We start from the raw sequence: 11,401 nt of genomic DNA, 5'->3' as shown, positions 1-11,401 counted from the left end.
TTTATGTCGGAATAGTTGGATAGATAGTTATATAGTAAGTTTGAAAGGAAGTTATTCGTAGCATTTTTGTTTATTTTTTATACAGCAGGGAGAGGTTATCGTGATTTATTTAGATTATGCAGCAACAACACCAATGAGCGAGAAATCACTACATGTCTATAATGAAGTTGCAAGGAACTTTTATGGGAACACTAGCAGTCTTCATGACATTGGTTCTACTGCTAAAGTTCTCTTAGAGGAATCAAGAAAAACATTCGCGTCTTTTATTAATGGTGATTCAAAAGGCGTTTATTTTACAAGTGGTGGATCAGAATCAAATTACTTAGCCATTCATTCTCTATTAAAAGGGAATCGGAAAAAAGGCAAACATATTATTTCTACCCGGTTAGAGCATTCGTCAGTTGGTAATACATTAGAAGATTTAAAAGATCACGGTTATGAGGTCACTTATATTCCAGTTAATTCTGAAGGAAAGGTTGATATTGCCCACTTACAGGAAGCAATCCGCCCAGATACTGTTTTAGCAACCATCCATCATGGAAATTCAGAAATTGGCACTATTCAAAATTTAACTGAGATTGGTAAAATTTTGCGTGAACATCATATTCTTTTTCATAGTGATTGTGTACAAACTTTCGGCAAAGTAAAAATTGATGTAAAAGAAGCCAATCTTGACAGCATTTCAGTCTCAAGCCATAAAATTTATGGACCAAAAGGGGTTGGAGCTTGTTATATAAACCCCGAGTGTTCATGGAAACCACTGATCCAAAATACAACTCATGAAAATGGATTTCGTCCTGGGACTGTAAATGTTCCTGGCATTGCTGCTTTTATAGCAGCGGCAGAGGAAATCATACCGACGATGGAACATGATGCGAAAAGATATCATGATTTGCGGAAAAAACTAATCGAAGGAATACAAGATGAAGCTTGGCAAGTTACTGAAATCGGACCAATGGGAAACCGTTTAGAACACATCATCGGTCTGACAGTGTTTGGAATGGAAGGACAATATTTAATGCTTGAATGTAATCGCTATGGGGTGGCAATTTCTACGGGAAGTGCATGCTCGGTAGGTATGCAAAAGCCTTCAAAAACGCTCTTGGCCATTGGAAAATCAAATGAAGAAGCAAAACAATTTGTCCGGCTATCATTAGGGAAATTAACAACAGATGCGGAGATCGAGGAAACAATTGCGATTTTCAAAAAAATTTTTAGGAACTATTTTAAAGTTTAAATGGAGGCGGACAAGATGGCTAACACGAATAGCATAGGGAATGGAACGCGAAAAAAAATCCTTGGTGAAGAAAGGCGAAAACTGATTCTTGAATGGCTAAAAAAAAGTGATGAACCGCTAACCGGAAGCTTTATTGCTAAAAAAATGAATGTGAGCAGGCAAGTAATTAGCCAGGACATCTCGTTGCTTAAAGCTAAAAATGAACCGATCTTAGCAACATCCCAAGGTTATCTTTATTTGAAACAAAATAAAAAAACACGTTTAACCCGGGTAATTGCAAGCACACATACACCAGAACAAACGAAAGAAGAGTTGTATTTGATCGTTGATTGTGGTGTCACCGTCAAAGATGTTAAAGTAAAACATCCTCTTTATGGTTCTTTTTCTGCACCAATTGAAGTAAATAACCGCAGCGAAGTTGACCAATTTTATGATAAAGTAATCAAGACAAAAGCTAGTTTACTGTTAGAACTGACCGGTGGACCTCATTATCATACACTCGAAGCCGATCATGAATATCAGCTTGAGAACGCCATTAATAAACTTGCCCAAGCCGGCTTTTTGATCGAGGAGTAAAAATGAAGAGTTGGTTGTAAACACGGCCTGTCGTCCATCTGCTAATTGCTTTTCTTTTTGAGAGAAAAAATGCGGAGCAACTTTCTTGCCTTGTCTAAGAGGTGCTTCAATTTCTTTTGATCTTGATATAAAAATGAAGATCGTCATTCGCAGCCAGTCCGGGCGCTTAGGCATATCTTTTTGTTCGAGTAATAAAAATAAGACACGGGCTGCTTTTGCGGTCTGCTCGTTTACTGATTGGACATTTTTTAAGGGAGTAATAAAAAAGCCTGGCATATGTGGACTGCTTAGGTGCTAATTGGATTTCTTTTTGATCAAAAAATAAAAAGTTTGGCATATGCGGCCTGTACAGGTGCCAATAGGATAATTGATCAAGAAATAGAAATAAAGCTTAGCATTTACAGCTTGGTTGGATGCTAATTGCATTTTATTGATCAAGAAATAAAAATAATTCTTGGCATACGTGACCTGATTGGTTACCTATTTGCATATCTTTTTGGTTAAGAAATAGAAATAAAGCTTAGCATCTACAGCTTAGTTGGGTACTAATTGCCTTTTTTGATCAAAAAATAAAAATAAATTCTTGGCATACACAACCTGGTTGGGCGACTAATTTGAATATCTTTTTGATCAAGAAAAAAATAAAGCGGCATTTACGCCGCTTGTTATTTTTCTATCTTGCTAAACTCTTTTCCCACTTGGTAGTATGGATAACTTCCTAAAATTCTAACAGAACAGCCAAGAGCCTCAATTTCTGCCACAGCTCCAGGGATTAATACATCATCCATTTTCATTTCTACATCGATTAAAAAGAAATAATTGCCAAGCCCCGTTTTCATTGGACGGGATTCGATTTTAGATAAGTTCAATTTTCTCCAAGCAAATGCTGATAATACTTGATGCAAGGCACCCGCATAATCAGAAGGCAAAGTAACCATTAATGTTGTACGGTCACCGCCGTAATATCGATGGTCCGTTGAAAGTTCAACAGGCTCTTTATGAAGAATAACAAAGCGGGTATGATTATTATCATAGTCATGGACGTCTCTCTGAACAATTTCTAATCCATATTCTTTCGCTGCTAATTCATTTCCAATCGCTGCCACACATTCTTCTGGATGCTCATGAACATATTCTGCAGCTGCCCCCGTTGATTTTACATATTGAATTTCAACATGCGGCAATTTTGTATGCAAATATTTATGACATTGAGCAATGGCATGGGAATGTGAAAGGACAACCGTAATTTTTTCCCAATTATCCTTATTCGATGGGTGCACCATTAAATGCTGGCGGATTGGGACAACAATTTCACCAACAATCGGCAAGTTTTGTTCATGGATCAAGTAATCAATCGTTATGTTGACTGAACCTTCAATCGCATTCTCCAATGGTACAACCGTATATTCAACTTCTCCATTCATAACAGCATCAATGCTTGCTGGAATCGTATCATATGGAATCTTTTCAGATTCTGGAAAAATTTCATTGACTGCAATTTTTGTAAAAGTCCCCTTAGGACCTAAATAACCTACTTTTAGTGACACAACTATTTCTCTCCCTTATGTGAAAAAATTTATGCCCCAGTACCTAAAATTTCTACTTTTTCAACAAATTCCAAACTTTTTAGCCGTTTAATTAGGACATTGATATCTTCTTTCATACCTGATGTATTTAAAGATAAGGTAACATTCGCTTTTCCTTGAAGTGGAATTGTTTGATTAATTGTAAGCACATTACAGCCGGCCTCTGCAACCATTGCCAGCATTTGAGATAAAGTTCCTGAACGGTCTTCCAGATGAAAAAATAGTGTAATGATCCGTTCCTTTACAATCGCATGAAATGGAAAAATACCATCTCGATATTTATAAAAGGCGCTCCTGCTTAAGCCGACCATTTGTACAGCATCAGCGATAGAATCAGCTTTTCCCCTCTCAATTAACGCTTTCGCTTCCAATGTTTTTTTCATTGCTTCAGGCAAAAAATCTTCCCTGATTAAATAATAGCTTTGTTCCTTCTGATTGTCCGCTTTCATAAAGGCCCCTCCCCATTGCCGAATGAGAAAAAAGAAAAAAGTACCCAATAAGGAATATTGGGAAGTTTCACAATTATTTCATCATTCTTAGTATTAAAAGACTGTCTAAAAAAGACAGCCTTGTTAAGGACTTATTCAATAAATTCAAATTCAAAATCCAAAAGCCTTACGGTATCGCCATTTTTCGCCCCACGTGCTCTCAACGCTTCATCAACGCCAAGGCCTCTCATCTGGCGGGCAAATCGGCGTACCGATTCCTCTCTTGAAAAATCAGTCATCTTGAATTTTTTCTCAATTTCAGCACCGGAAATAACAAAAGCACCATCGTCCGCTCTTGTAATTTCAAATGGAACCTCTTGTTTTTCATGTTTATATAAAATATGTGATTCCCCTGGTTCTTGCTCATCCAATGGAAACTCAGGTGTTACTTCCAAAAGGTCAGCAATTTTAAAAAGTAAATCTCTCAAGCCTTGGCGAGTAATGGCTGATATCGGAAATACCGGTACATCATCCCCAAGTTGTTGTTTAAATTTCTTTAAGTTTTCTTCAGCTTGAGGCAAATCCATTTTATTTGCTACGACGATTTGTGGTCTTTCAGTAAGCCTTAAATTGTACTGCTTTAGTTCTTCATTAATGGTTAAATAGTCTTGGTAAGGATCGCGGCCCTCCATTGCCGACATATCGATCACATGGACAATTACCCTTGTCCGTTCAATATGGCGCAAAAATTGATGACCTAATCCTACTCCTAAATGGGCACCTTCAATTAATCCTGGAAGGTCGGCCATTACAAAACTTCTCCCATCCTCGGTTTCAACAACACCAAGATTTGGAACAAGCGTAGTAAAATGATATTCTGCTATTTTCGGTTTCGCAGATGAAACAACCGACAACAATGTCGATTTTCCTACACTAGGAAAGCCTACTAACCCCACATCTGCCAAAACTTTCAGTTCCAGAATGACATCCCGTTCTTGGCCAGGTTCTCCTTTTTCGGCAATTTCAGGAGCTGGATTGGAAGCTGTCGCAAAACGCATATTCCCTCGACCGCCCCGGCCTCCTTTTGCTATGACTGCTCTTTGACCATGCATAGTTAAGTCGGCAATTTTTTCGTTCGTTGCTGCATCACGGACGACTGTGCCAGGTGGAACTTTTACAATCAATGGTTGGGCATTTTTTCCGTGCATCCCTTTAGACATTCCGTGCTCACCGCGAGGCGCTTTAAAATGACGCTGATAGCGAAAATCCATAAGCGTCCTTAAACCTTCGTCAACTTCAAAAATTACATCGGCTCCATTCCCGCCATCACCACCGGCTGGGCCGCCTTTTGGAACATATTTCTCACGGCGAAAAGCTACCATACCATTGCCGCCATCGCCGCCTTTTACATATATTTTAACGTAATCAACAAACATCGTTGTCACCTCTTTTCGCTAGCTGTCAATATTTGAACGGTTACAATCATTTCATCATTATGTACTTCATAATCCAATATTTTAATGGTAGGAGATATGAGCTCGTTTTCTAAAAAGTTTAATATTTCCTGTTTATCTTCTATTATTCCATTAAAATCAAATATAAAACGAACCTCTCCTTCATCAAGTTGAATCGAAAGTATTAAATGATTTTCAGCAACAGGCTTCACTGCTTGGTTGACATAATTTAAAAAATTACGGCACCAGGAAGTGATTTCATCATCATATAATGAAAGATCCTGCTCATCACCAATAACCTCTATTTCCAAGGACAAAGTGCGATCTTCCCAATTAAACAACATTAAGAATGATGCTAAATTAGGTGCCTTTAAATTCGATAATTTCGCCTCGTTTTTTGATTCAAGAATGATTTCTTCAATAATTTCATTAACACGATCATACCGCCCTAAAGCCATATTTCCTTTAATTAATTGGATTTTATTTAGCCAATCGTGTCGTGAATGCCGCAAAATTTCAACCGCGTTCCATTCTTTTCTCATACTTTTACCCCTAATAGTTATGATGTAAGACATTATAACAAATAAACTGCAATTATGGAAAACTATTCATAAATTATTATCATATTAGGGGCCGCAGAAGGTGCCAGAGACAGTACCGGAGACGGTACACCAGAGGGGTCTGGCACCCCACCGCAGATGGTGCCGCAGACGGTCCTCCAGAGGGGTCTGGCACCGCATCATAGATGCTGCACCGTAACATTTTCTATTAAGAAAGGCTCTAACCAGAATGGTTAGAGCCTTTTCCCATTAGCTATAGCTAATTATTGAGCTACTGGGTACACGCTTACTCGCTTGCGGTCACGACCTACACGCTCGTAACGTACGATACCAGCAGTTTTAGCAAACAATGTGTCGTCACCACCACGACCTACGTTGTTGCCTGGGTAAACTTTTGTACCGCGTTGACGATAAAGAATTTCACCGCCGTTAACAAATTGGCCGTCAGCACGTTTAGCACCTAAACGTTTAGAAATTGAATCACGACCGTTCTTAGTACTACCTACCCCTTTTTTAGATGCGAAAAACTGAAGATCAAGTCTTAACATCGATCTCACCTCCTAGGCGGGTCGTTCATTTTTCCATAATTTGAATATATTTCCCGTAATCATTCTCAATGGTCCGTAACGATACGAGCATTCCTTCAAGCAATAACTGTACTTTCTCATTTGTTGCTTGATCTAAATCGTCAGGAACAACACAGCGGAGAAAGCCACCATTTTTGCCTTGTTCTATCACTAGTTTCGTTTGACATAAAGCATAAATAGCATTGACTGTTCCAAACGAAACAGCCGACACACCAGCACATACTAAATCATGTCCATAAGGTCCTGATCCAGCATGTCCACTTATTTCAAACGAACGAATGGAATGATCGTCATGTCTTTCTATGATTACTTTAATCATCCAATCAACCTAATTATGCATTAATTTTTTCAATGATAACTTTTGTGTATGGTTGACGATGACCTTGCTTGCGCTTATAGTTCTTTTTCGCTTTATACTTGAAAACGATAATTTTCTTCGCGCGTCCTTGCTTTTCAACTTTGCCAGTAACTGTTGCGCCTTCAACTAGTGGAGTACCAACTTTAACGTTTTCGCCACCCACCATTAAAACTTTGTCAAAAGTAACAGTGTCACCAGCTTCAGCATTAAGCTTTTCAACGTAAATAGCTTGGCCTTCTTCAACTTTAATTTGCTTACCGCCAGTTTCGATAATTGCGTACATTCTCAGCACCTCCTCATATACTCAGACTCGCCATCCCAGGTAACTCATTCGATTCTTCCATCGAATTTCGTTTTTAAAACCTGTTCTGTGCGGTTGTAGCTGTGGTGCGCTACAATAAACACAACAAGTATAATACCATATATTAGCGAAAAGAGTCAATTGTTAAACAGGTTGCATTAGCTTCAAGTGTTTTTTAAATTGAAAGTGGATTCATAATGATTTTAGGTTCAAAAATTTTTCTTTTTTTACCTACAATTGATTTTCTCTAAAAGCTTATTAATTGTGCTTGCCATGTTATTTCGTTGCTTCTTGCCCTTATCCACTAAAAAATTAATATCGACCTTTGTAATTTTATTTAGTAGGAAATCTAAAGCACCATTAAATGCATAAACCTTTATTAACTTCTTTTAGACTTTTGATTATTTCTATACATTTTTCTATAGATTTTCTGGAAGTTTTATATTACGTAACTCTCATACCCTTTTTGAACCATTAACCCAATATTCACCTAATTCTACTAATATAGGTGTATCTTTCCATCATAAAAAATAGTATTTATGTGGCTCCTCTCTTTCTTGTAGTCCCCATACAAGAAAAATATTCTTTTCACGGTCAATGATCCATCTGGATGGTCTAAGTATTGATAATGGATTACCTGGATTTTTTTCCTTTAGCCTCAAAACTTGCAGTATCTTCTAAAGTTATTCGTTCATTTACAAACATCACAAAATTTTTCTCAAGCAAAAAATGTACATCAGCCTCATAATAAATACAACTCACTTTAATAAAAAATATGGGCAGGAGTTTTTCAGTTGCCATCAAAACTTCATTGTCCTGCCCTAACACCTACCATCACGAAAATTCCAAACTTTCATCGTTCTAATCTCTCTTTTATCTCAACGACTGAGCCAACATGTCGAATGTTAAATTGATCTATCAGACGTTCCGTACTAGTTAAAAATATTTGCAAGCCTAATTTTTCTTCTAAAACATTGATATAATTGTCCGCCTGTATAAATTCAACTACTTTTTGAGGAGCTTCAACCCAAACCGCCTCATAATCACTTCCTTTAAATTCCCAAAGTGCACGTTCCAAACGAAATGCCAATTGTTCACTTGAAACGATCCTTCCAACCTCATGACAAATTGGACATGGGGTCATTAACATTTCACGTAAAGTTTTCCGCTCTTTTTTTCTCGTCATTTCCAGCAACCCTAACTGGGTAAAACCGTAAACTTTAGTAAAATTCATATCAGCTTCTAACGCAGTTTGTAATTTATTTTTTATAAACTCACGGTCTTTATCATGAGACATATTTATAAAATCAATTAAAATGATCCCGCCGATATTGCGAAGACGCAGCTGTCTGGCAATTTCAACGGCAGCCATTTCATTCGTTTTTAAAACCATATCCCGCAAATTTTTAGTATCCGTAAATTTCCCTGAATTAACATCTATGACTGTCATAGCTTCTGTTTCATCAATTACTATACTGCTGCCATTTTCCAGGTCTACTTGTCGCTTTAAAGCTCCTTCTAACTCTTGATCAATATGAAAATAAGAAAAAATATCTTCTTTATTCATAAATAGGCTTATTTGAACAAATTCTTCATAAATCGAAAGCCGTTCTTTCATCCATCGAAAGATAGAGCCATCGTTCATAATGATTTCTGTTGACATCGTACCTATATAATCTCTCAAAAGCCGTTCAACTAAGCCCGCATGATCAAAAAGGAGTGCAGGTCGCTTCATCGCTGCCTGTAATTTTTTCAATTCGAACCACCTATTTTTTAAAAACAAAAATTCTTTTTGAATTGTTTCAGTCTTTTGTCTGGCACAGGCCGTTCGAAAAATAACACCTTCAGCCTCTTTACAAATTTCCCGACCAAAACTTCGCCAATGCTCTTTTTCTTTCTCAGAAAGTTTTTTTGACACCGTTATTTGACTCTCATTTGGAAGATAAACAACAAAGGTTCCCGGAAGTCCAACTAACATCGTTAACCGAGGACCTTTCTCTCCAAAGGCATCTTTTGTAACTTGAACAATAACTTCTTCTCCTTCATGAAGCAAATGAGAAATTGACGTTTTTTCCTGTTCATCCGGTGTTAAACTTTTGTATTTTGGCAGTTGGTCAATGGTTAGAAAACCATTCCGCTCAAGGCCAATGTTTACAAATGCCGCTTGCATGCCCGGAACAACTTTTTCTACTCGACCTTTATAAATATTACCTACAATCGAACTTTGATCAGTCGATTCAACTAAAAACTCAACTAATTTATTATTTTCGAGAATCGCCGCACACTTTTCAATTGATCGACCATTTAAAATAATTTTTCTCAACACTTTCTGTCTTCCTTACGTGTTTTTTATGCTAATTCTACACTAGTTTTTAAAAAGTGTACAAATGATCAATTTTAGTGTGCTTTTCTCCACAATTGCAAAAATATTAGCCGTTTAAACAAATGTTAAACGACTAATCGACACACTACTTTTTTAATAACTTAAGATTTCACCAATTGTGCTATTTACTTTTTTCTCTGAAAAATAAGCATGAAGAAGTTCGTTTTCATCGAATGTCTTTTGCTCACGCTCGTTGATTTTTAAAATTATTTGATGCTTACAGCCACGACAAAAATGAGCAAAAATATCGATCAGTTGGTCTGATTTATTGACAACAATCGGCTTCAGCTTCGTGATTTCTCTGTTTTTCCCGTAATATCGTTCTAATAAAAAACGAATATGTGCAAATTTCCTTTGTTTCCATTCAACATAATGGGTAAAAAGAACAAAAGCAATAACAATCCATAAGTTTAAATGAAATGGAAAAAGGAAAATTGATAACAAAACAAACAAACATGTCATAGATAGAGAAGACAATAGGGTATAGCGATGAGCCAGGCTAAATGGAAATTTTAAAGACATACTGAGAAAAACTAGCTTTCCTCCATCCAGAGGCCAAATTGGAAGTAAGTTAAAAAGGAAAATCGACATATTATGCTTTAAACATAAATGATACGTACTCTCATCAATTAAACCGAAAGTAAACAAACAATAAAACAAACCAAACAGCCATAGGTGCTGTATAGGTCCGCTTATGATAACAAGCAATTCTTCTTTCAAAGGACGGTTTCCATACTCATCCACTTCTGCAACTCCACCGAATGGAAGCAACTCGATTTTTTTGATCCTCCAACGAAAGTAACTGGCGGTAACGGCATGCCCCATTTCATGAATAAAAACGATGGTAAAAAGTATAATCACTTCTAAAAAGCGACCGGTTAGAATACCTATTCCAACCACGAGCCAGAACAAAGGATGAATTGATACTTTATTGAAAACTTCTGTAATCCTTTTCAAGAAAATCACCAACCCTACTCAAACTTGATCACTTGAATAGGGTCAATAAAAACATCCCCCTCTTTAAATGCAAAATAAAATGTTCCAGCTTGGCCATCTTCAGTATTTGTAACTTTTCCAATTCGGGTTCTGCTCTTTACAAAATCATATAATTTCACATTAATTGTATCCAAGTTGCCGTACCAGGCTTCACTTCCATCGGAATGCTGTACGACAACAGTTTTTCCAATGTCCTCTTTTACCCCAACTTCAATGACTACACCATCATCGATCGATTCGACATAAGAATCGCGTCCTGTTTCGATCATAATCCCTTGGCGATCCTTAGAAAAAGGCTCAAGTACTCGTCCAGCAGCTGGAACTGCGTATACAGGTTCATTTGGACCATCTTGCTTGACATACTGACTCTCTTTCTGTTGACTCGTTGGTTCTGGAAATAAAGCTAGCGGCTTTCCAAATTGTTTTTCATACCAATCTAATACAGCAGCAAACTGAAATTCTTTTTCCATCGTTTCTATGACAAATGCCCGTGCTTGATCCCATCTTGGTGATGAATCTTTAAATAAAATTCCCACAACTAAAAATAAACTAGCTGCCAACAATATTTGCAGAATAAACCAATCACTGCGAAAAAGTGGTTGATCTTTGTTCGAGGAAAAATCATAATCATAAAACGGTGCTTCCCCATAACGTTCCTCATCCTTAGGAAGCGAATAATAGTTTCTACCCTCAATCGTTTTGGATGAGCTACCAGATGTAGTCCGTTCTTTCCTTCGCTTTGCAATACGCTTTTTTACTTCATCAACTTGTTTCCTCACTTCACCAATCCCCCGCTCATTCTATTCAAAATAACTGACATTGTACAAACATTTATTATTACTAATACTTATGACTTGTCCTGAACGGTTATGACAAACAAGTACAATAGTACAAAAGGTACGCCACAAGGTGCCGGAGAAGGTACAGGAGAAGGT

General features: G+C 37.2%; 13 protein-coding genes and 1 other annotated feature. Of the genes, 2 read left to right on the top strand and 11 right to left on the bottom strand.

Annotated elements, in window-relative coordinates:
- Positions 1-97 precede the first annotated feature (97 nt).
- Together HR057_RS00065 and HR057_RS00060 are read left to right on the top strand one after the other, a co-directional pair.
- Positions 98-1,237 carry an IscS subfamily cysteine desulfurase gene (locus HR057_RS00065; protein WP_173729679.1) on the top strand — a complete coding sequence of 380 codons (1,140 nt, stop codon included), beginning with the start codon at positions 98-100 and terminating at the stop codon, positions 1,235-1,237.
- A gap of 15 nt (positions 1,238-1,252) precedes the next feature.
- Positions 1,253-1,813, top strand: coding sequence for a transcription repressor NadR (locus HR057_RS00060; protein WP_173729363.1), 561 nt, complete (start codon positions 1,253-1,255; stop codon positions 1,811-1,813).
- 665 nt (positions 1,814-2,478) lie between these two features.
- Here the strand turns inward: HR057_RS00060 and pheA are convergent.
- From pheA to HR057_RS00005, 11 genes are all read right to left on the bottom strand, one after another.
- Positions 2,479-3,360, bottom strand: a complete 882-nt coding sequence (gene pheA / locus HR057_RS00055; RefSeq protein ID WP_173729362.1) for a prephenate dehydratase — start codon at positions 3,358-3,360, stop codon at positions 2,479-2,481.
- Between the two features lie 29 nt (positions 3,361-3,389).
- A complete protein-coding gene (locus tag HR057_RS00050) occupies positions 3,390-3,848 on the bottom strand; it encodes an ACT domain-containing protein (protein WP_173729361.1) in 459 nt (152 codons plus the stop codon).
- Positions 3,849-3,979: 131 nt separating this feature from the next.
- Positions 3,980-5,263, bottom strand: a complete 1,284-nt coding sequence (gene obgE, locus HR057_RS00045; protein WP_173729360.1) for a GTPase ObgE — start codon at positions 5,261-5,263, stop codon at positions 3,980-3,982.
- A 5-nt stretch (positions 5,264-5,268) separates the two neighbouring features.
- On the bottom strand, positions 5,269-5,823 hold the full coding sequence (locus tag HR057_RS00040; protein WP_173729359.1) for a sporulation initiation phosphotransferase B: 555 nt from the start codon (positions 5,821-5,823) through the stop codon (positions 5,269-5,271).
- Positions 5,824-6,104: 281 nt separating this feature from the next.
- Positions 6,105-6,389, bottom strand: a complete 285-nt coding sequence (gene rpmA / locus HR057_RS00035) for a 50S ribosomal protein L27 (RefSeq protein ID WP_173729678.1) — start codon at positions 6,387-6,389, stop codon at positions 6,105-6,107.
- 25 nt (positions 6,390-6,414) lie between these two features.
- The gene (locus tag HR057_RS00030) at positions 6,415-6,747 is read right to left on the bottom strand and encodes a ribosomal-processing cysteine protease Prp (RefSeq protein WP_173729358.1); all 333 of its coding nucleotides are present in this window, start codon (positions 6,745-6,747) and stop codon (positions 6,415-6,417) included.
- Between the two features lie 13 nt (positions 6,748-6,760).
- The gene (gene rplU, locus HR057_RS00025; RefSeq protein WP_173729357.1) at positions 6,761-7,069 is read right to left on the bottom strand and encodes a 50S ribosomal protein L21; all 309 of its coding nucleotides are present in this window, start codon (positions 7,067-7,069) and stop codon (positions 6,761-6,763) included.
- Positions 7,070-7,082: 13 nt separating this feature from the next.
- Positions 7,083-7,174: a sequence feature (ribosomal protein L21 leader region), on the bottom strand.
- A 546-nt stretch (positions 7,175-7,720) separates the two neighbouring features.
- Entirely contained in the window at positions 7,721-7,888 is a 168-nt protein-coding gene (locus tag HR057_RS00020; RefSeq protein WP_173729356.1) for a hypothetical protein, read from the bottom strand.
- Positions 7,889-7,940: 52 nt separating this feature from the next.
- On the bottom strand, positions 7,941-9,413 hold the full coding sequence (locus HR057_RS00015; RefSeq protein WP_329955791.1) for an Rne/Rng family ribonuclease: 1,473 nt from the start codon (positions 9,411-9,413) through the stop codon (positions 7,941-7,943).
- A gap of 150 nt (positions 9,414-9,563) precedes the next feature.
- On the bottom strand, positions 9,564-10,427 hold the full coding sequence (locus HR057_RS00010) for a M50 family metallopeptidase (protein WP_173729354.1): 864 nt from the start codon (positions 10,425-10,427) through the stop codon (positions 9,564-9,566).
- 14 nt (positions 10,428-10,441) lie between these two features.
- The gene (locus HR057_RS00005) at positions 10,442-11,245 is read right to left on the bottom strand and encodes a peptidoglycan DD-metalloendopeptidase family protein (protein ID WP_173729353.1); all 804 of its coding nucleotides are present in this window, start codon (positions 11,243-11,245) and stop codon (positions 10,442-10,444) included.
- Between the last annotated feature and the right edge of the window lie 156 nt (positions 11,246-11,401).

Source organism: Calidifontibacillus erzurumensis, assembly GCF_013303125.1.
Classification (GTDB): Bacteria; Bacillota; Bacilli; order Bacillales; family Bacillaceae_J; genus Calidifontibacillus; species Calidifontibacillus erzurumensis.
The sequence above is the reverse complement of the archived record's forward strand: the minus strand, read 5'-3'. Positions and strand labels throughout refer to the sequence as shown.

What these genes read in the sequence shown, in the direction of transcription:
- rpmA (WP_173729678.1), bottom strand. Translation starts at nt 6,389, where the DNA reads ATGTTAAGACTTGATCTTCAGTTTTTCGCATCTAAAAAAGGGGTAGGT.
- rplU (WP_173729357.1), bottom strand. Translation starts at nt 7,069, where the DNA reads ATGTACGCAATTATCGAAACTGGCGGTAAGCAAATTAAAGTTGAAGAA.
- HR057_RS00040 (WP_173729359.1), bottom strand. Translation starts at nt 5,823, where the DNA reads ATGAGAAAAGAATGGAACGCGGTTGAAATTTTGCGGCATTCACGACAC.
- HR057_RS00030 (WP_173729358.1), bottom strand. Translation starts at nt 6,747, where the DNA reads ATGATTAAAGTAATCATAGAAAGACATGACGATCATTCCATTCGTTCG.
- HR057_RS00060 (WP_173729363.1), top strand. Translation starts at nt 1,253, where the DNA reads ATGGCTAACACGAATAGCATAGGGAATGGAACGCGAAAAAAAATCCTT.
- obgE (WP_173729360.1), bottom strand. Translation starts at nt 5,263, where the DNA reads ATGTTTGTTGATTACGTTAAAATATATGTAAAAGGCGGCGATGGCGGC.
- HR057_RS00020 (WP_173729356.1), bottom strand. Translation starts at nt 7,888, where the DNA reads ATGGCAACTGAAAAACTCCTGCCCATATTTTTTATTAAAGTGAGTTGT.
- HR057_RS00050 (WP_173729361.1), bottom strand. Translation starts at nt 3,848, where the DNA reads ATGAAAGCGGACAATCAGAAGGAACAAAGCTATTATTTAATCAGGGAA.